Source organism: Mycobacterium sp., from assembly GCF_051006775.1.
Lineage (GTDB): Bacteria > Actinomycetota > Actinomycetes > Mycobacteriales > Mycobacteriaceae > Mycobacterium.
In genome coordinates this window covers 1-18,320 of sequence record NZ_JBPCSX010000015.1, presented here as the reverse complement: position 1 = coordinate 18,320, position 18,320 = coordinate 1, and the positions used below count along the sequence as shown (strand labels likewise).

Genomic DNA, 18,320 nt, shown 5'->3' with positions numbered 1-18,320 from the left:
CGCTAATTCAACAGCGTCCACAGATCTGTTTTTTGAGTACCAACAGATCAGCGTTCTGCAGGTGTTGCACCACGGTGTCGCCGACATACTTGTCGCTGGTCTGCCGCCGCACCTGTTCGGCGTCGGCGACAACGATCACGCCCTGCAACGAGAAGCCGAACGAGAGGCCGTAGTGGGCGATTTTCACCGGATCGGAAACCCCGCTGGCCTTGATGATGACGTGGTCGATGGTGTCGGCTCGGTCTAGCAGGTCGGTCAGCACCGTGGCCAGGCCATCGGCCATGGTGCAACCGATGCAGCCGTTGGCCAGGGCAACGATCTCACCGTCCGTCGAATCAAGTAGGTCCGCATCTACGTTGATGTCGCCGAAGTCGTTGACCACCAACGCAATTCGCAGAACCTAGTTATGGTGCAGCAGATTGTTGAGGACCGTTGTCTTGCCGATGCCGAGGTAGCCCCAGATGACGGTCAAGGCAATGCCTTCGCTCGGTAGACGGTCTTGCCTTCCTTGATCGTTTCGATCACCGTGATGTCGAGCAACCCGTCGGTCTCGACCTCAAGCGGGTTGGCATCCAGAATCACCAGGTCGGCCAGTTTGCCGGGCTCCAGCGTGCCCTTGTGGTTCTCCTCGAACAGCTGCCAGGCCGCCTCGATGGTCTGCGACTTGAGGGCCTGCCAGATGTCGATCCGTTCGTCGGGTCCGAGCACGGTGCCCTTCTTTGAGGTGCGACGGATCGAGGACCACATGACGCGCATCGGCTCCATGGGTGTGACCGAGAAGTCAGTGTGGTTTGAGCAGTGCAGGCCTCGGGAGATTGCGGTGGCCATGGGGCTGATGAACGCGGCTCGCTCCGGACCGAGATTGGCGAGGTGTTCCTCGCCCCAGTAGAACGTGTGCGCGGTGAAGAAACTCGGTGAGAACCCGAGTTCCACATAGGCGTCCATCTGGTCGGGCCGCATGCATTGGGAGTGGACGATCACCGTGCGCCGGTCATCTGCCGCTGTGACCCCAGCGGCGCGCATCCCGTCGATGATCATGTCGATTGCGGCATCGCCGTTGGTGTGGCAGAACACCTGGATGCCTTTGCTGTAGACCTCGGCCAGCGCCTTGAATACGGTCTCCGGCGGGAACAGCGGCTGACCCCGCCAGTTCTGTTCACCGCCCGGTCCGCCGGTGAGCAGCGGCTCGGTCCAGAACGCCGTCTTGCCTTGCGGTGAGCCGTCAAGCGCGAACTTGATCCCCTGCAGCTTGAGATGGTTGGTGTAGGTGCCAAAGGCATCCCGGGACTCGTCGGGCAACTCCATTGGGGCACCGCTGAAATCCGGCGAGTACTCCCGGACCAGGGCGGGGACCTCGAGGATGAACGGCAGCGACACTACATCGAGGTAGAGCAGTCCTTCGGCGGCGCCCTTGCGTAGGAAGCGCAGATCCTTGGCGTGGGTGGCCCCCTCCTGGCAGGTGGTCACACCCGCCCGGGCATAGATCTGCTGGGCTTCGTCAAGGGTGTTGAGCATTTCGCGTTCACCGGGTTGCGGCATGTTGGCGAAAATCGGCAAAAACGCAGTCTCCATGATGAACCCGGCCGGGACGTTGGTTCCCGGCTTGCGGACGATCACCCCACCGGGCGGGGTCGGCGTGTTCTCGTCGTAGCCGACCTTCTTGAAGGCCGCGCTGTTGAGGACAGCGCCGTGGTTGGAGCTGTGGATGAGCATCACCGGGTTGTCGGGGAAGAACGGGTCGAGGTCGTCCACGGTCAGTTCGCGGGCCTCGGCCAGATTCGAGCGGTCATAGCCGTAGCCGATGATCCAGTCACCCGGCTTCAGTGCGAACTTCTCCACGTGAGCCTGCAGCACCGGCACGAAATCGGCCACCTTGGTGATCGGCCCGGCCGGAACACCTTGGACGTTGGCCCACTTCACCACCTGGGGTGCGTTCATGAAATGGCCGTGGGAGTCGATGAACGACGGCAGCAGCGTTGTACCGGCAAGGTCGACCACCACCGTGGCGTCACCCTTGCTGGACATCACCTCTTGTTCTGAGCCTGCCGCGATGATACGACCACCGGCGACCGCGATCGCCTCGACACGGGGGCGTTCGTCCACCATCGTGATGATCGTCCCGCCCCGGTAGATTACGTCCGCGGTCTGCTTTGACATGCATGTCCCTTCTTCAGTCGGGCGCTCGGCGCAGCCCGCCAAAAGTCCCGGCGCTGTGAGAGTGCCGATTCCGAGCAAGGCCAGCCGACCCAGCCCCTCCGTGTCGACATCAGCCCTCGTTCGGGCCGGATCGAGGAGTCCTCGTGTCCGCCACTGGTCACGTCGGCCAGTATGGGCCAAACCGAGGGAGGAACTCCGCTTAACGAACACAGCAGAGCTAGGTTGGTTGCGTGCCGAAGCTCAATCTGACCGGAGACCCAGGGGCCGATCATCTCCTCGAGGACAGCCCGTTCGCCCTGCTGCTGGGAATGCTGCTGGATCAGCAGGTGCCGATGGAGATGGCGTTCGCGGGACCCCGCAAGATCGCCGACCGGCTTGGTGCGGTCGATCCGCACCGAATCGCCGACTGCGATCCGGAGGAGTTCGCCCGGCTCTGCTCTGCAACACCGGCCGTACATCGCTTCCCGGGTTCGATGGCCAAACGTATTCAGGATCTGGCCCGCGAGGTGGTCGATACCTACGGCGGGAACACCACGGCACTGTGGACCGACGGCGATCCCGACGGCGCCGAGGTGCTGCGTCGGCTCAAGGCGCTGCCGGGCTTCGGGGAGCAGAAGGCCAGGATCTTCCTGTCGCTACTGGGTAAGCAGTACGGTGTGACCCCGAGGGGCTGGCGCGCCGCCGCCGGCGACTACGGCAGGGCCGGTACCCACATGTCCGTCGCCGACGTGGTGGACAAGGGGTCGCTGGAGCGGGTCCGTGAGTACAAGAAGAAGATGAAGGCCCAGCAGAAAGCAGGTAAGCCATGAAGACACATCTGAATTGCCCGTGCGGTGAGGCGATCCGTGGCAAGGACGAGGACGAACTCGTCGAGTTGTCGCTGAAGCATCTCGCCGAGGCGCATCCGGGCATGGAGTACGAGCGCGAGCACATCCTGTTCATGGCCTACTGAGCCAAGTTCAGCACCGTCTCAAGATCGGGCAGCGTCGGCGTACTCGCACACCGTCACGTCAAGCCCCATCCCGTCGAAAGCCGAAGGGCTGTCCCGATAGCGCTCCCCGACGTAGTCCGGACCCGCGTCGGCCGTCGGCATACGGATCGGCACGATGCCGACATGCGTTGCGCTGCAGAGTGTTTCACTGGCCAGCATCTGCTGGTCCGTCGTGGCGTGGGCTTTCATTGAAGCCCACTTCAGACCCGGGGATCGGGACTAGGGAACGACGGTGGAGCCGATCGTCGGCAGGAATGTGCACTGCTTGTCCAGAGTCGTCACCTGGCCGAAGATCGTCGACATGATGCTGCCCGAACCGGTGTCCACAATGGCGGTCAGCGTGGTCGGACCGGCCGGATTGATGGCGGGGTTGGGCTTGAGCGTCGCGGTTCCGGAGCGGCCGGTGGTGATGTTGACCCAGGTGATGTTGAGCGGAAGTTTCTGCTCGGCGGCCGGTGCCGGGGTGCCGACCGCGGTGAACACGTAGGCGGTCTGGCCGGCGGCGGGTCCGGGAGCGGGGATCGTGGCCGGCCCGGCAACCGCGATCGCGGTGGCGATGACGTTGCCGCCGTCCTTGAGGCAACCGTTGCTCATCGACGGGTAGATGAAGTCCTGGGTCGGCGGGGTGTTCGGGTCGAATGTCGGTGCCGCACCGGGTGCGGGGGCCGGAACACCCGGCCCGGGAGCAGGCAGCGCGGCAGCGGCGGCCGCGGCCGCCGGGTTCACCATGACCGGGACTTCCGGCATGGCGTCAGCGACCGGGCCCACCGAGTGAGCCGGGTCGATCCCGATCGGCAGATGCGCTTCCGTGCCGGGCAGGGCGCCGGGTAGGGCGCCGGCGGCCGGGAGGTGCTGCTCGAGCGGGATCGGGCCGTTGCCCGGCCCCGGGGTCATCAGCGGCGCGGTGCCGTGCGGCAGGCCGGATGCCGCCTGCTGGGACACCGCGGCCGAGGGTGCGCCCCCCAGGCTTGCGGCCCCACCGTTCTGGACGAATTTGGCCACCGCTTCGGCCAGCGAGAGCGAGCCCTGCGGAGTGGTGGCATTGCCGGCCAACTGCGAGGCAGCGGCCAGCAACAACTGCTGGGCTGACGAGGGATTGGCCGCCGCCTGCTCGACCACCGGGCTGAGACTTTTAACCGCCTCCAGGCCCGGCAGCTGACCCGGATCCAACGGGATGGTCGGGTCAGCGGCCGACACCGGGCTCAGGCCCACAGCTGCTGCAATGCAGGCGGCTGTGGTCAGGCCGGTGGTCAGCTTGGCGAACTGCAACACAATGTTGCTCCCTTGTCAGTTGTTCGGCGTCAGGGCAGGGCGTCAGGGCAGGGCGTCAGGGAAGGGCGTTGAGCAGTGGCAGCGGGCTGATCGCCGTGCCACCGGCCGGAGGGGCCACCGCAATCTGCGCGGTAGCCGCCGGCGCGGTCAACGGTGCGGCCGGAGTCGCTGCCGCGGAGTCAGCGATCTGGATCGGGAACGGCATGTTGGCCGGCGCCAGATTGGCCAGGCTGCCCGGAATCCCAAACTGATTGAGCAGTGGCAAGACGGTCTGGCCCAGACTCTGACCCGGGATCATCGGAGTGACAGCCTGGGCGGCCGGGACCGCAGCGGGGAGCGCACCGGGAAGCGCACCGGGCAGGGCGCCGGGCATATCGATCGGCGAGACCGGAAGCGTGGAGGCCGCTGGGCCGCCGATGATCGAGGAGGCGCCACTGAGCGCCGAGGCGGCGGTCTGCAGTACCGCGCCGACCCCGGCGGGGTTGGAAGCGAGTTGCTGAATCATGCCCAGTCCGGGCACGCCGGGCACGGCCGGCGGGATGATCGGGTCCGCAGCAGCGGACGGGCTGAGTGCGATTGCGGCGGCGCCGAGTCCGGCGGCTGCAATCGCGTTGGCGGCGAACAGCTTTGTGAAACGTGACATGAGATGCACTCCCTCGATTGCAGGTCCTTGATCCCGAAGGTAGCCCGTTACTGGAGTTGCTCAAGTGACACGTGTGGCGGTTATTCAACCGTTACTGGAGTGATGCGTTAACGAGGTCTGGGCCCTACTCACTAGAGTCGCCCCATGTCCAGGGCGGGGTCGCGCACCACCTTCGGGGTCGTGCTGACGCGGCTGGCACCGGTGCTGCTGGCGCTGAGCGTCGTGGTCCGGCTGGGCTGGACCTACCTGGTGCCCAATGGGGCGAACTTCGTGGATCTGCACGTCTATCTCGGCGGTGCCGCGGCCCTGGACGCTCCGGGGACGCTGTACTCCTACGTCTACGCCGACCAGACCCCTGACTTCCCGCTGCCGTTCACCTACCCGCCATTCGCGGCGCTGATGTTCTATCCGCTGAGCAAGCTGCCCTTCGCGGTGGTGGCTTTCGGATGGCAGATCGGCACCATCGCCGCGCTCTACGGGGTGGTCCGGCTGAGCCAGCGGCTGATATCGCCGGCCGCGGTGGCCGACGGCGGCCACCGTCGGGCGATGCTGTGGACCGCGCTCGGCATCTGGACCGAACCACTGCGCAGCACATTCGACTACGGCCAGGTCAATGTGATCCTCGTGCTGGCGGTGCTGTGGGCGGTCAGCAGCACGCGTTGGTGGTTGTCGGGTCTGCTGGTCGGTGTGGCGGCCGGAATCAAGCTCACCCCGGCGATCAGCGGACTGTACTTCCTGGGCGTGCGTCGCTGGGGCACAGCGGTTTTCGCTGCCGTGATATTCGCCGGCACGGTTGTATTTTCGTTGGCGGTGATCGGCCAGCAGGCCCGGTACTACTTCACCGATCTACTGGGTGACGCCAGCCGGGTCGGCCCGATCGGAACGTCCTTCAACCAGTCCTGGCGGGGCGGAATCTCGCGGATCCTGGGCCAGGATGCCGGCTACGGACCGCAGGTTTTGGCCGGGATCGCCGTGACGGCCGTTCTCGCGGCGTTGGCCTGGCGGGCGCTCGGTGCGACGTGGACGGGTAGCACCGATCGGGACCGGTTGGGTTCGCTGCTGGTGGTCGAGTTGTTCGGCCTGCTGATCTCGCCCATCTCCTGGACACATCACTGGATCTGGTTGGTGCCGTTGATGATCTGGCTTTTTGACGGACCATGGTGCAGTCGGCGCGGGTCGAGGGCACTTGGTTGGACATGGCTGCTGCTGACCGTGGTCGGAGTGCCGTGGCTGCTGAGCTTCGCCCAGCCGACCATCTGGCAGATTGACCGGCCGTGGTACCTGGCCTGGTCGGGTCTGGTCTATATCGTCGCCACGCTGGCCACCCTGGGGTGGATCGCGATCAGCGGTCGCCCAGCGAGCCGTTGATCTGTCGGGCCAAGGCCACATCCTTGTCGGTGATCCCACCCTCGGAGTGGGTGACCAGCGTCAAAGTAACTGTCCGCCAACGGATGTCGATATCGGGATGATGATCAGCACGCTCGGCCAGATCGGCGACCCGGCGTACCCCCTCGATCCCGTCCAGGAATGACCCGAAGGTCACCGATCGTCGCAATGCGCCGTCTGTGTGCTGCCAGCCCTCCAACGTCGCTACAGCGTCGGCTACTTCGGAATCAGTCAACACGGCCATACCCAACGGTATACCGTCACACGCCATGCAGGTCGTCGTCGCGGGAGCGCTGATCTCCGGCTCGACATTGCTGGTGGCTCAGCGGCAACGGCCGCCGGAGTTGGCCGGGTTGTGGGAACTGCCGGGCGGGAAGGTGGCGGCGGGGGAGACCGAGGCCGCTGCACTGGCCCGCGAACTGCGCGAGGAACTCGGTATCGACGTCGCCGTCGGTGATCGGGTCGGAGCCGACGTCCCACTCGGCGATGGTCTGGTTTTGCGTGCCTATGCGGTGGAACAGACCGGCGGCACCCTGCATCCGCATGACCACCGCGCACTGCGCTGGGTGAGTGACGCCGATCTCGACGCCCTGCCCTGGGTCCCGGCCGACCGCGCCTGGCTGCCGGCACTGCACCACCGGCTGACCGAACTCGGCTGACGGGTGCGTCTTCAACCGAGTCTGTCGCGTCAGTGCTGGCTCTTCGCCGCGGGTTCGGCGTTCTTCGCCATCGGATGTGCACCGCGTTTCGCCGTGGAGGTCGGCGCAGGTGCGAGCAATCTGCTGTGCTTCATCGGCTCGTGGTTTTTCACGACGGCGGCGTGGATGCAATTGAGACTCTCCGGAGAAGAAGGCACGCTCGGGTGGTATTCCGCGGCGGTGCAGTTCGGCGGCACCGTGCTGTTCAACGTCAGCACCGCGGCGGCGGTGTGGTTGCACTCGATACCGGAGCGACGACATCTGGTATGGACCCCGGACGTCTTCGGCTCGGTCGCCTTCCTGGTCAGCGGGGTGCTCGCGATCGGCGCACTGGGGGCGTCCTGCACCCGCCCGGACCGGCGAAACGCGTGGATCAACCTGGCCGGTTGTGTTGCCTTCGGGGTCTCAGCGCTGGCGGGGTTCGTCAAGCACTCCGGGGTCACCGAGGATCAGTGGCTGGCCAACTTCGGGACCTTCCTCGGAGCGCTGTGCTTCCTGGTCGCCGCCCTACTGGCGCTGCCGCGTTTTCGCAAACCGGCACCCACACTGAGACAATCACCGGTGTGACTAGCGCTGATACCCGGCATGACTTTCGAAACGTCGCCATCGTGGCGCACGTCGACCACGGTAAGACCACCCTGGTGGACGCCATGTTGCGGCAGTCGGGGGCGCTGAGCCACCGCGGCGATGACGCCGTCGAACGCCTGATGGACTCCGGGGATCTGGAGAAGGAAAAGGGCATCACGATCCTGGCGAAGAACACCGCCGTGCACCGCCATCACCCGGACGGCGGTATGACCGTGATCAACGTCATCGACACCCCGGGCCACGCCGACTTCGGTGGCGAGGTCGAACGCGGGCTGTCCATGGTCGACGGGGTGCTGTTGCTGGTCGACGCCTCCGAGGGGCCGCTGCCGCAGACTCGTTTCGTACTCCGCAAGGCGCTGGCCGCGCATCTGCCGGTGATCCTGGTGGTCAACAAGACCGACCGTCCCGACGCCCGCATCGAAGAGGTCGTCTCGGAGAGTCACGACCTGTTGCTCGACGTCGCCTCCGATCTTGACGCCGAGGCTCAGCAGGCCGCCGAACACGCGCTCGGACTGCCCACCCTGTTCGCCTCCGGTCGCGCCGGGGTGGCCAGCACCGTACAGCCGGCCAACGGTGAGAATCCGGAGGGCGAGAACCTCGACCCGCTGTTCGATGTGTTGCTCGAGCACATCCCGCCCCCGCAGGGGGACCCGAAGGCGCCGCTGCAGGCCCTGGTGACCAATCTCGACGCCTCGGCCTTCCTGGGCCGGCTGGCGCTCATCCGTATCTACAAGGGCAAGCTGCGCAAGGGTCAGCAGGTCGCCTGGATGCGCGAGGTCGATGGGCTTCCGGTCATCACCTCCGCCAAGATCACCGAACTCCTGGCCACCGTCGGCGTCGAGCGCAATCCGACCGACGAGGCCGTCGCCGGGGACATCGTCGCCGTTGCCGGTATGCCGGAGATCATGATCGGTGACACCCTGGCCGACCCCGACCACGCGCACGCCCTGCCGCGCATCACCGTCGATGAGCCGGCCATCTCGGTGACGATCGGCACCAACAGCTCGCCGCTGGCCGGCAAGGTTTCCGGGCACAAGCTGACCGCCCGCATGGTGAAATCGCGGCTGGACACCGAACTGGTCGGCAACGTCTCGATCAAGGTCGTCGATATCGGCCGCCCCGACGCCTGGGAGGTGCAGGGCCGCGGCGAGCTGGCGTTGGCCGTCCTGGTCGAGCAGATGCGCCGGGAGGGTTTCGAGCTGACCGTCGGCAAGCCGCAGGTGGTCACCCGCACCATCGACGGCAAGCGGCACGAGCCGTTCGAGGCGATGACCATCGACTGCCCGGAAGAGTTCGTCGGCGCGGTCACACAGCTGATGGCCGCGCGCAAGGGCCGGATGGAGGAGATGGCCAACCACGCGGCCGGTTGGGTCCGGATGGACTTCATCGTGCCCAGCCGCGGGCTCATCGGGTTCCGCACCGACTTCCTGACGCTGACCCGTGGCACCGGTATCGCCAACGCGGTGTTCGACGGGTATCGGCCATGGGCCGGGGAGATCCGTGCCCGGCACACCGGTTCGCTGGTGAGTGACCGCAGCGGTTCGGTGACCCCGTTCGCCATGATCCAGTTGGCCGACCGCGGCCAGTTCTTCGTCGAACCCGGCGATGAGACCTACGAGGGTCACGTCGTCGGCATCAATCCGCGCGCCGAGGACCTCGACGTCAACGTCACCCGGGAGAAGAAGCTGACCAATATGCGTTCCTCGACGGCCGACGTGATGGAGACGCTGGCCCGTCCGCTGGAGCTCGGCCTGGAACAGGCCATGGAGTTCTGCGCCGAGGACGAATGCGTCGAGGTCACACCGGAGATCGTGCGGGTGCGCAAAGCCGAGCTGGACGCCACCACCCGCGGCCGCAACCGGTCGCGGGCGAAGGCGCAGAAGGCGTAACCGGGTAATCCCGGTGCAGGTCGATACCCTGAAGGACGTGCCAGTACGACCGCGCAGGCTGCCAACCGCAGGCGCGCTACTGTTCGTGGTCCTGCTGGCCGCGTGCACCGTTGATCCGCCGCCGGCGCCGCAGAGCACGGCAACGGCGCAACCCGCCGCACCGGCGCCGAAAGCGGCGCAGATCATCATGGCGATCGACTCGATCGGCGCGGGCTTCAACCCGCACCTGCTGTCGGATCAGTCGCCGGTCAACGCGGCCATCAGTTCGCTGGTGTTCCCCAGTTCCTTCCGGCCGGTTCCAGATCCGGCGACCGCGACCGGGTCACGCTGGGAGATGGACCCGACGCTGCTGGTTTCCGCCGATGTCACCGGCGTCAGCCCGTTCACGGTGACCTACAAGATCCGCCCCGAGGCGGCCTGGACCGACAACGCCCCGATCGCCGCCGACGACTTCTGGTATCTGTGGCGTCAGATGGTCAGCCAACCCGGTGTGACCGATCCGGCCGGCTATGACCTGATCACCGGCGTCCAGTCGGTCGACGGTGGCAAGACGGCCGTGGTGACTTTCTCTCAGCCCTATCCCGCGTGGCGGGAGTTGTTCAACGATCTGCTGCCCGCCCACATCGTCAAGGATGTCCCGGGTGGTTTCGGGGCAGGTCTGGCCAAGGCTATGCAGGTCACCGGTGGACAGTTCCGGGTGGACACGATCGACCCGCAGCGCGATGAGATTCTGCTGGCCCGCAACGACCGGTTCTGGGGGGTGCCGGCTAAACCGGACCAGATCCTGTTCCGGCGTGCCGGGGTGCCGGCCGCGCTGGCCGACTCGATCCGCAACGGTGACACCCAGGTTGCCCAGGTACACGGCGGGGCTGCCGCCTTCGCTCAGCTGTCGGCGATACCTGATGTGCGCACTGCCCGCATCGTCACGCCGCGGACCATGCAGTTGATCCTTCGTGCCCAGGAACCCAAGTTGGCCGATCCCGTTGTGCGCAAGGCGATCCTGGGACTTCTCGACGTTGATCTGCTGGCCGCTGTCGGGACCGGCAGTGACAATTCCGTCACGCTGGACCGGGCGCTAGTACGCTCACCGAGCGATCCGGGCTACCTGCCCACCGCCCCGCCGACGGTAGGCAAGGACGGCGCGTTGGCACTGTTGGCCAAAGCCGGTTATCAAGTCGACGGCAGCGCGGGGGAGTCTCCGGTTCCGCCGCCGCCGGCCGGTCCCGGTGTGAGCGGTCCGCTTCGGCCGGCGACCACCCGCGGACGGATCAGCAAGGACGGCGAGACACTGGCTCTGGTGATCGGTGCTGCCGCCAATGACCCCACCTCGGTAGCTGTGGCCAACACCGCGGCCGACCAGTTGCGCAGTGTCGGTATCGCCGCGACTGTGCTGCCCCTGGACCCACCGGTGCTGTACGGCACGGCACTGGTCAACAACCGTGTCGATGCGATCGTCGGCTGGCATGCCGCGGGTGGTGACCTTGCGACGGCGTTGGCGTCGCGGTTCGGCTGCCCGGCCCTTGAGGCCTCACCGGTGCCCACCGTGCCGGCTGCCACGGGACGGCGTCCACTGCCGTCTGCTCCCGCATCGTCGACGACGCGTCCGGTGCCCAACAGCCCGGATGCCGCACCACTGGTGCGTGCGCCATCCAACCTGACCGGAATCTGCGACCGCAGTATTCAGTCGAAAATAGATGGTGCACTGGATGGTTCGCTCAACGTCAGCGATGTGATCGCAGCCGTCGAGCCTCGGTTATGGGCGATGGCGACGGTGTTGCCGATCATGCAGGACACCACGATCGTTGCCGCCGGGCCCAGCGTCGGTGACGTCAGCCTGTCCGGGGCGGTGCAGGTCGGAATCGTCGGTGATGCCGGCACCTGGTCGAAGGACGGCGGCTAGTCGGCTGACGTTCGCCGCGGCTGTTGCCGGCCGGCGGTTGGCGGAGTGCGCGGCCCCGGACCCGAGGTGTCTGGATCGTCTCGATGGTCGATCGATACTCACCGCCGTTGGAGTCGGTAGGGTGACGCCGACGATCGTCGACGTAGGCAGGGAGGGACTATGCCCGCTGTCCGGCGGCTGCTGTTCGTGCACGCCCATCCCGATGACGAGACCATCAACAACGGGGTGACCATCGCCCGGTATGTCGCCGCTGGCGCCGAGGTCACCGTCATCACCTGCACCCTCGGGGAGGAGGGTGAGGTGATCGGCGATCGCTGGGCCGGGCTCGGGGTGGATCACGCCGATCAGTTGGGTGGCTATCGGATCGGGGAGCTGACTGCTGCTCTGCGTGCGCTTGGTGTACGCGATCCGCGATTCCTGGGCGGCGCCGGCCGCTGGCGCGATTCGGGGATGCCCGGAACGCCGCGACGCGCGACGACAGCATTCGCCGACGCTGACTTCGACGTGTTGGTTGCCCAGCTCGCCGACGAGATCGCAGAGTTGCGGCCGCATGTGGTGGTGACCTACGACCCCGACGGCGGCTACGGACATCCCGATCACATCCAGGCCCACCGGGTCACCACGGCTGCGATCGCCGCGGCAGCGGGGCGCTGGGCCGTGCCCAAGTTCTATTGGACCGTCACGGCCGCCACCGCATTCCGTGCCGGCATCAACGCGCTGGACTCCGCCGATGTGCGACCTGACTGGATCCGGTTGCCGGCGGACGCCAGCTTCGGATTCCGGGACGACCAGATCACCGCTGTCGTCGACGGGTCCGAACACCTGCCGGCGAAAGTCGCCGCCATGACAGCGCATCAGACCCAGGTGTCAGTCGGCCCGACCGGGCGTGCGTTCACGCTGTCCAACAATTTGATACTTCCCACGCTGGCCTCCGAACACTATGTGCTGGTGTCGGGGCGGCCCGGCGAGATCGATGAAAAGGGTTGGGAGAACGACCTTTTCGCCGGACTGGAGTTCGGTTCGGAATGACGGTCGGGGATCGTGCTCGACAACATTCTGATTGGGTTTCCGGCCTCGTGCTGACACTGCTGGCTATTGACGGTGTTCTGTCGGCTATTGCCGGCGCCCTACTGCTCCCGCTGTATGTGGGGCGGATCCCGGTCCCCGTCAGCGCCGTGTTGAGCGGACTGCTCAATGCCGCTTTGGTCTGGGCGGCCGGCCACTGGACGGACTCGAAAGGATTGGCCGCCCTACCACTGTGGACCTGGCTGGCGACCTTCGCGGTTTTCAGCCTCGGCGGTCCCGGGGGCGACGTGGTGTTCGGTGGCCACGGCGTGATGGCCTACTCGGCGCCGATCTTCCTGTTACTCGGCGCCCTTCCGGCTGCCTATCTGCTCCGTCGGGACTTCTGACCCGTCAGCCCGCTAGGCGGCTCGGCGAGACTTGCTCGCGGAAGCCTTGTTGGTCGCCGGAGCGTCGGTTCCGGCGGTAGCCGCCGGTGCTGCGGCCCGCGGAGCCCGGGCGCCGACCTGGGCGGCGTCACGACGGGAGCGGGGCGCGGCGGTCGCCGTCGTCGCGGCTTCAGCCGGAGCCTCGGCGACGGCCGGTGTGTCAGCCGGAGTTTCGGCGACGGCCGGTGTGTCAGCCGGAGCCTCGGCCTCAGCGGCAGCGGTCGCGACGTGCCCGGCCGCGCGGACCGTCACGGCGCGGACGGCCGCCGGTGCACTCAGCGCGGCGCCCGGGAGCGGCGGGAACGGCGGCAGCGGCGGCAGTGGCACCAGGCTGCCGATCCAGGCGATGGCGTATTCGATGAAGTTTTGGACCGCGGTCTGCACTCCCAGTGTCACGGTCGGGCCGATCGCGGTGAAGTTGCCGTCGAGCAGATAGGCAAAGCTGTACACCAGGCTCTCCACCACCGGCTGGGCGGTGAAGTACGCAAGGTCGACGGCCGGAGCGATCCACCAGAGGCCGGGCACGAAGCTCAGCGCATAGTCGGCCAGCTCGAAGCCGTAGGCGACCCAGGGCTGGATCGCGGTGTAGGCGGCGATGATCACATCGCCGCCTGCGGTGAGCTGGACCTCCGGGGAAACGACGCGCAGCGCCGGCAGCGATGCCGTGGCAGGCTGCGATGCGGTCACCGGGGTCAGCGCCGCGGCGCCGACCATCGCCGCGCTCACGCCTGCGATCAGAAACGAACGTGCTGACAATCCGGCGGACTGGCTCATTGCACACCTCATAGTTTGCTGGGGCAGTGCGGCGAGTGTACGTCGGAAACTGAGAAATTCACAGTTCCGCTGAGGGCGCCGAGCTACCGGAAAGCCGGGCTCGGGGCTCAGGTATACCGTGATGACCATGTCGTCCGCTGCGCTCCGCCGAGTTCTGCGGCGGGCCCGCGATGGTGTGGCTCTCAACGCGGCCGAGGCGGCGATAGCGATGGCCGCCCGGGGGGAGGACCTCGCTGACCTGTGCGCCAGTGCTGCACGGGTGCGGGACGCCGGACTGCGGTCCGCCGGGCGGACCGGGTCCGGGGGCGGGCTCCCGGTGTCCTACTCGCGCAAAGTCTTCATTCCGATGACCCACCTGTGTCGCGACACCTGCCACTACTGCACGTTCGTGACGGTGCCGGGGAAGTTGCGCGCTGAGGGCCGGGGTTTCTACCTGGAGCCTGAGGAGATCCTCGACATCGCCCGGCGGGGCGCCGGAATGGGTTGCAAAGAGGCGCTTTTCACCCTCGGCGACCGTCCGGAGGCCCGCTGGCCGGAGGCGCGCCAGTGGCTCGACGAGCGGGGGTACGACTCGACGCTGGCGTATCTGCGAGCTATGGCGATCCGGGTGCTGGAGGAGACCGGACTGCTTCCCCATCTCAATCCCGGAGTCATGAGCTGGACTGAGCTCTCGGGTCTGAAACCCGTTGCGCCGTCGATGGGAATGATGCTCGAGACCACCTCCCGGCGGTTGTTCGAGACAAAGGGGCTTGCTCACTACGGCAGTCCCGACAAAGACCCCGCGGTACGCCTGCGCACGCTCACCGACGCCGGACGGCTGTCCATCCCGTTCACCACCGGGCTGCTGATCGGCATCGGCGAGACGCTGGACGAGCGGGCTGACACCGTCCATGCGATCCGGCAGGTTCACAAGGAATTCGGTCACATCCAGGAAGTGATCGTGCAGAACTTCCGCGCCAAGGACCGCACCGCGATGGCCGGTGTTCCGGATGCCGATTTCGATGACTTCGTCGCGACCGTCGCCGTGACGCGTTTGGTTCTCGGACCCGACATGCGCGTGCAGGCTCCACCCAATCTGGTCTCGAGGGCCGAGTGTCTGGCGCTGGTCGGTGCCGGTGTCGACGACTGGGGTGGGGTCTCCCCGCTGACCCCCGATTACGTCAACCCCGAACGACCCTGGCCGGCACTGGACGAACTCGCCGCGGTGACGGCCGAGGCCGGATACGAACTGGTGCAACGGCTGACGGTGCAGCCCAAGTACATCCAGGCCGCTGCGGCGTGGATCGATCCCAGGGTGGCAGCCCACGTCTGGGCGCTCGCGGATCCGGACACCGGCTATGCGCTCGATGTCAATCCGGTCGGCCGACCCTGGCAGGAGCCCGACGAGGCCGCCGGATCACTCGGCCGGGTCGACCTGAACACCGCCATCGACGAGGAGGGACGACGTTCGGTCACCCGAAGCGATCTGGAGAGTGCCTTCGGTGACTGGGAGTCCATTCGCGACCGGGTCGGTGAACTGGCGGCAAGGGCACCGGAACGGATCGATACCGATGTGGCGGCCGCCCTTCGCTCGGCTGAACGCGATCCGGCCGGCTGTAGCGACGCGGAGTATCTCGCCTTGGCAGGAGCTGACGGCGCCGCACTGGATGCGGTTGCGGCTCTTGCGGATTCGCTCCGCAGAGACGCCGTCGGCGATGACGTCACCTTCGTGGTGAACCGCAATATCAACTTCACCAACATCTGCTACACCGGATGCCGGTTCTGTGCGTTCGCCCAGCGCAAGGGTGATGCGGACGCGTTCTCGCTGTCCGCCCGGGATGTGGCCGACCGCGCCTGGGAGGCCCACGTCGCCGGCGCGACGGAGGTCTGCATGCAGGGTGGGATCGACCCGGAACTGCCGGTAACCGCGTACGGCGATCTGGTTCGCGCGGTCAAGGAGCGGGTTCCGTCGATGCACGTTCACGCGTTCTCGCCGATGGAGATCGCCAACGGCGTGACCAAGAGTGGCATGGGGATTCGCGAGTGGTTGCTTCTCTTGCGGGAAGCGGGACTGGACACCATCCCGGGAACCGCCGCGGAGATACTCGACGACGAGGTGCGATGGGTCCTCACCAAGGGCAAGCTGCCCACCTCGCTGTGGGTTGAGATCGTCAGCACCGCCCATGAGGTGGGACTGCGGTCGAGTTCGACGATGATGTACGGCCACGTGGACACACCCGCGCACTGGGTGGCGCATCTCAACGTCCTACGCGGAATTCAGGACCGCACAGGTGGATTCACCGAATTCGTACCGCTGCCGTTCGTGCACCAGTCCTCCCCGCTGTATCTGGCGGGTGCGGCCCGTCCGGGCCCTACCCACCGCGATAATCGCGCGGTTCACGCGCTGGCCCGGATCATGCTGCATCGGCGCATCTCGAATATCCAGACCAGCTGGGTCAAGCTCGGCGCCGAGCGCACCCAGGTGATGCTCAACGGTGGCGCGAATGATCTCGGCGGAACCCTGATGGAGGAGACCATCTCCAGGATGGCGGGCTCGGAGTTCGGATCGTCCAAGACCGTCGCCGAGCTGGTGGCGATTGCCGAGGGGATCGGCCGTCCGGCCCGCCAACGCACCACCACCTACGCCACCCGCGCCGCGTGAGTCGGGATTCGCGGCACGTCGCGGGTGGTTTTTCCCTCCGATGGACGCCGAGGTGACCGAACCGCGGAGTCCGATCAAGTAGCGTGGTGGGCTCGGGACGGCACCACGCCCTAGTATCAGCGGCGGGAACCGGCCGTAGGGCACACTGATTGCTCCGGTCGCCCGCGGACCACAGATATACGACGAGGACATCAAGGAGAACCTCCGTGACGTACACGATCACCGAAGCTTGCGTCGACATCAAAGACAAGGCGTGCATCGAGGAGTGTCCCGTCGACTGCATCTATGAGGGTGCGCGGATGCTCTACATCCACCCCGACGAGTGCGTGGACTGCGGTGCCTGCGAGCCGGTGTGTCCGGTCGAGGCCATCTACTACGAGGACGACGTTCCGGAGCAGTCGGCGCAGTACACCGCGATCAACGCGGATTTCTTCGCTGAACTCGGCTCGCCGGGCGGGGCTTCCAAGGTCGGACTGACGGAGAACGATCCGCAGGTGGTCAAGGACCTGCCGCCCAAGGGCGAGGACGACTGACGCCGCACACTTCGGCCTCGTCGCGGGCGCGCGGTGCCCGCGGGCTGCTGCGGGTCTCGCAGTCGCTGCCGGTGTTCCCCTGGGACACCCTGGTGGAGGTCTCCGCCGTCGCGCGTGCGCACCCGGACGGCATCGTGGACCTCTCGGTGGGCACACCGGTCGATCCGGTGGCACCCGTCATCCGAGCGGCCCTTGCGGAGGCATCCGCGGTCCCGGGATATCCCTGGACCGCCGGTACTCCGGAACTTCGGGCGTCCGCGGTGGCGGCGCTTGCCCGCCGCTACGGAATCACCGGTCTGGCCGAACACGCCGTATTGCCGGTGATCGGCACGAAGGAACTCATCGCCTGGCTGCCGACCCTGATGGGTCTGGGCGCCGACGATTCGGTGGTGATCCCGGAATTGGCCTACCCGACCTATGAGGTCGGCGCGCGGCTGGCCGGTGCGCAGGTGATCGCGGCGGACTCACTGACCCAACTCGGGCCGCGCATTCCGGCGATCATCTACCTCAACTCGCCGAGTAATCCGACCGGCCGTGTGCTCGGCACCGACCACCTGCGCAAGGTGGTCGAGTGGGCGCGAGAGCGCGGGTCACTGGTGGTCTCCGATGAGTGCTATCTGGGCCTGGGCTGGGATGAGCAGCCGTATTCGGTGCTGCACCCATCGGTGTGCGGCGGAGACCACACCGGACTGCTGGCCGTGCACTCACTGTCCAAGAGTTCATCGCTGGCGGGTTACCGGTCGGGTTTCGTCGCCGGTGACGCCGGGGTGGTGGCTGAACTGCTCGCCGTGCGCAAACACGCCGGGATGATGGTGCCCGGCCCAGTGCAGGCCGCGATGGTGGCCGCACTGGACGACGATGAACACGCGATCGCCCAGCGGGACCGGTATGCGCGCCGCCGGACGGTGTTGCTGGATGCCTTCAGGGGTGCCGGGTTCACCGTGGAGTACTCCGATGCCGGGTTGTACCTGTGGGCCACCCGTGGGGAGCCGTGCCGGGCGACGGTGGCCTGGCTCGCCGAGCGCGGAATCCTGGTTGCGCCCGGTGAGTTCTACGGGCCGGCCGGGGCGAGCCATATCCGGGTGGCGATGACCGCCACCGATGAGCGGATTGCGGCCGCCGCCCAGCGTTTGGCGTCCTGACCTACTTCATGTCCGCGAAGTAGCTGCGGCTAATCCATGTCCGCGAAGTGGCTCGGGCTACTTCATGTCCCATGGTTCGCCGTAGGTGGTGACGCTGTCACCGGACTTGGAGATCAGCCGGGCGAAGGGCCGCAGCAGCACACCACCGGCGGCACCGGTCACGGTGCCGTGGGCATTGGACACCGCCACCGACCCCGCCGCGCCCTCGACATCCACCGAGAACGTCGCAACCTCCTGAATACCGGGGCCGTTACC

20 protein-coding genes are annotated in these 18,320 nt (G+C 66.8%); 12 read left to right on the top strand and 8 right to left on the bottom strand.

Features of this window, described 5'->3' with window-relative positions; all coding sequences use genetic code 11:
* Positions 1–7 precede the first annotated feature (7 nt).
* On the bottom strand, positions 8–382 hold the full coding sequence (locus tag ACR2JI_RS00810; protein WP_526387009.1) for a GTP-binding protein: 375 nt from the start codon (positions 380–382) through the stop codon (positions 8–10).
* A gap of 86 nt (positions 383–468) precedes the next feature.
* Positions 469–2,157 carry an amidohydrolase gene (locus tag ACR2JI_RS00805; protein ID WP_526387007.1) on the bottom strand — a complete coding sequence of 563 codons (1,689 nt, stop codon included), beginning with the start codon at positions 2,155–2,157 and terminating at the stop codon, positions 469–471.
* Between the two features lie 230 nt (positions 2,158–2,387).
* Between ACR2JI_RS00805 and ACR2JI_RS00800 the strand changes: the two genes are divergently transcribed.
* Together ACR2JI_RS00800 and ACR2JI_RS00795 are read left to right on the top strand one after the other, a co-directional pair.
* A complete protein-coding gene (locus ACR2JI_RS00800) occupies positions 2,388–2,966 on the top strand; it encodes an HhH-GPD-type base excision DNA repair protein (RefSeq protein ID WP_526387005.1) in 579 nt (192 codons plus the stop codon).
* Positions 2,963–3,109: a DUF1059 domain-containing protein gene (locus ACR2JI_RS00795; RefSeq protein WP_526387003.1), complete on the top strand. Its 147-nt coding sequence runs from the start codon at positions 2,963–2,965 to the stop codon at positions 3,107–3,109. Before ACR2JI_RS00800 ends, ACR2JI_RS00795 begins: the two co-directional genes overlap by 4 nt.
* An 18-nt stretch (positions 3,110–3,127) precedes the next feature.
* Here ACR2JI_RS00795 and ACR2JI_RS00790 read toward each other — a convergent pair whose 3' ends face one another.
* Genes ACR2JI_RS00790 through ACR2JI_RS00780 form a run of 3 tightly spaced genes read right to left on the bottom strand, consistent with a single transcriptional unit; the run spans position 3,128 to position 5,063 of the window.
* Positions 3,128–3,337 (bottom strand): hypothetical protein, encoded by a 210-nt coding sequence (locus ACR2JI_RS00790; RefSeq protein ID WP_526387001.1) that lies wholly within the window; start codon positions 3,335–3,337, stop codon positions 3,128–3,130.
* Between the two features lie 30 nt (positions 3,338–3,367).
* Entirely contained in the window at positions 3,368–4,420 is a 1,053-nt protein-coding gene (locus tag ACR2JI_RS00785) for an Rv1157c family protein (RefSeq protein WP_526386999.1), read from the bottom strand.
* A gap of 55 nt (positions 4,421–4,475) precedes the next feature.
* Positions 4,476–5,063: a hypothetical protein gene (locus ACR2JI_RS00780; RefSeq protein ID WP_526386997.1), complete on the bottom strand. Its 588-nt coding sequence runs from the start codon at positions 5,061–5,063 to the stop codon at positions 4,476–4,478.
* 144 nt (positions 5,064–5,207) lie between these two features.
* On the opposite strand from ACR2JI_RS00780, the gene ACR2JI_RS00775 reads away from it, so the two are divergent.
* Positions 5,208–6,431, top strand: a complete 1,224-nt coding sequence (locus ACR2JI_RS00775) for a mannosyltransferase (protein ID WP_526386995.1) — start codon at positions 5,208–5,210, stop codon at positions 6,429–6,431.
* Here ACR2JI_RS00775 and ACR2JI_RS00770 read toward each other — a convergent pair.
* Complete coding sequence (locus ACR2JI_RS00770; protein WP_526386993.1) at positions 6,406–6,693, bottom strand: 4a-hydroxytetrahydrobiopterin dehydratase; 288 nt, start codon at positions 6,691–6,693, stop codon at positions 6,406–6,408. The genes ACR2JI_RS00775 and ACR2JI_RS00770 overlap by 26 nt on opposite strands.
* Positions 6,694–6,718: 25 nt before the next feature.
* Here ACR2JI_RS00770 and ACR2JI_RS00765 point away from each other — a divergent pair, with 25 nt between their 5' ends.
* The 6 genes from ACR2JI_RS00765 (at position 6,719) to ACR2JI_RS00740 (ending at position 12,936) form a co-directional block, all read left to right on the top strand.
* The gene (locus ACR2JI_RS00765; protein WP_526386991.1) at positions 6,719–7,108 is read left to right on the top strand and encodes a (deoxy)nucleoside triphosphate pyrophosphohydrolase; all 390 of its coding nucleotides are present in this window, start codon (positions 6,719–6,721) and stop codon (positions 7,106–7,108) included.
* 3 nt (positions 7,109–7,111) lie between these two features.
* A complete protein-coding gene (locus ACR2JI_RS00760) occupies positions 7,112–7,714 on the top strand; it encodes a hypothetical protein (protein ID WP_526386989.1) in 603 nt (200 codons plus the stop codon).
* Entirely contained in the window at positions 7,711–9,624 is a 1,914-nt protein-coding gene (gene typA, locus ACR2JI_RS00755) for a translational GTPase TypA (protein ID WP_526386987.1), read from the top strand. Before ACR2JI_RS00760 ends, typA begins: the two co-directional genes overlap by 4 nt.
* Before the next feature lie 37 nt (positions 9,625–9,661).
* Positions 9,662–11,524 carry an ABC transporter family substrate-binding protein gene (locus ACR2JI_RS00750; RefSeq protein ID WP_526386985.1) on the top strand — a complete coding sequence of 621 codons (1,863 nt, stop codon included), beginning with the start codon at positions 9,662–9,664 and terminating at the stop codon, positions 11,522–11,524.
* Positions 11,525–11,683: 159 nt separating this feature from the next.
* Positions 11,684–12,553: an N-acetyl-1-D-myo-inositol-2-amino-2-deoxy-alpha-D-glucopyranoside deacetylase gene (gene mshB / locus ACR2JI_RS00745; RefSeq protein WP_526386983.1), complete on the top strand. Its 870-nt coding sequence runs from the start codon at positions 11,684–11,686 to the stop codon at positions 12,551–12,553.
* The gene (locus ACR2JI_RS00740; RefSeq protein WP_526386981.1) at positions 12,550–12,936 is read left to right on the top strand and encodes a hypothetical protein; all 387 of its coding nucleotides are present in this window, start codon (positions 12,550–12,552) and stop codon (positions 12,934–12,936) included. Before mshB ends, ACR2JI_RS00740 begins: the two co-directional genes overlap by 4 nt.
* 12 nt (positions 12,937–12,948) lie before the next feature.
* Here the strand turns inward: ACR2JI_RS00740 and ACR2JI_RS00735 are convergent, their stop codons facing one another.
* Positions 12,949–13,749, bottom strand: a complete 801-nt coding sequence (locus ACR2JI_RS00735; protein ID WP_526386979.1) for a hypothetical protein — start codon at positions 13,747–13,749, stop codon at positions 12,949–12,951.
* Positions 13,750–13,870: 121 nt separating this feature from the next.
* Here ACR2JI_RS00735 and ACR2JI_RS00730 point away from each other — a divergent pair, with 121 nt between their 5' ends.
* The 3 genes from ACR2JI_RS00730 to dapC all read left to right on the top strand — a co-directional run bounded on the left by ACR2JI_RS00730 (position 13,871) and on the right by dapC (position 18,065).
* Complete coding sequence (locus ACR2JI_RS00730; protein ID WP_526386977.1) at positions 13,871–16,390, top strand: bifunctional FO biosynthesis protein CofGH; 2,520 nt, start codon at positions 13,871–13,873, stop codon at positions 16,388–16,390.
* A gap of 206 nt (positions 16,391–16,596) precedes the next feature.
* On the top strand, positions 16,597–16,923 hold the full coding sequence (gene fdxA / locus ACR2JI_RS00725) for a ferredoxin (protein ID WP_526386975.1): 327 nt from the start codon (positions 16,597–16,599) through the stop codon (positions 16,921–16,923).
* Positions 16,924–16,970: 47 nt separating this feature from the next.
* Positions 16,971–18,065, top strand: coding sequence for a succinyldiaminopimelate transaminase (gene dapC / locus ACR2JI_RS00720; protein WP_526387069.1), 1,095 nt, complete (start codon positions 16,971–16,973; stop codon positions 18,063–18,065).
* A gap of 57 nt (positions 18,066–18,122) precedes the next feature.
* Here the strand turns inward: dapC and ACR2JI_RS00715 are convergent.
* Positions 18,123–18,320: MspA family porin (locus tag ACR2JI_RS00715; protein WP_526386973.1), on the bottom strand; the 198-nt coding region annotated here is incomplete at its 5' end.

Excerpts from the sequence above, each read along its gene's own strand:
- mshB (WP_526386983.1), top strand. The coding sequence starts at position 11,684 with ATGCCCGCTGTCCGGCGGCTGCTGTTCGTGCACGCCCATCCCGATGAC.
- ACR2JI_RS00775 (WP_526386995.1), top strand. The coding sequence starts at position 5,208 with ATGTCCAGGGCGGGGTCGCGCACCACCTTCGGGGTCGTGCTGACGCGG.
- ACR2JI_RS00730 (WP_526386977.1), top strand. The coding sequence starts at position 13,871 with ATGACCATGTCGTCCGCTGCGCTCCGCCGAGTTCTGCGGCGGGCCCGC.
- ACR2JI_RS00805 (WP_526387007.1), bottom strand. The coding sequence starts at position 2,157 with ATGTCAAAGCAGACCGCGGACGTAATCTACCGGGGCGGGACGATCATC.
- ACR2JI_RS00765 (WP_526386991.1), top strand. The coding sequence starts at position 6,719 with ATGCAGGTCGTCGTCGCGGGAGCGCTGATCTCCGGCTCGACATTGCTG.
- ACR2JI_RS00795 (WP_526387003.1), top strand. The coding sequence starts at position 2,963 with ATGAAGACACATCTGAATTGCCCGTGCGGTGAGGCGATCCGTGGCAAG.
- ACR2JI_RS00735 (WP_526386979.1), bottom strand. The coding sequence starts at position 13,749 with ATGAGCCAGTCCGCCGGATTGTCAGCACGTTCGTTTCTGATCGCAGGC.
- ACR2JI_RS00780 (WP_526386997.1), bottom strand. The coding sequence starts at position 5,063 with ATGTCACGTTTCACAAAGCTGTTCGCCGCCAACGCGATTGCAGCCGCC.
- ACR2JI_RS00790 (WP_526387001.1), bottom strand. The coding sequence starts at position 3,337 with ATGAAAGCCCACGCCACGACGGACCAGCAGATGCTGGCCAGTGAAACA.
- ACR2JI_RS00740 (WP_526386981.1), top strand. The coding sequence starts at position 12,550 with ATGACGGTCGGGGATCGTGCTCGACAACATTCTGATTGGGTTTCCGGC.
- ACR2JI_RS00770 (WP_526386993.1), bottom strand. The coding sequence starts at position 6,693 with ATGGCCGTGTTGACTGATTCCGAAGTAGCCGACGCTGTAGCGACGTTG.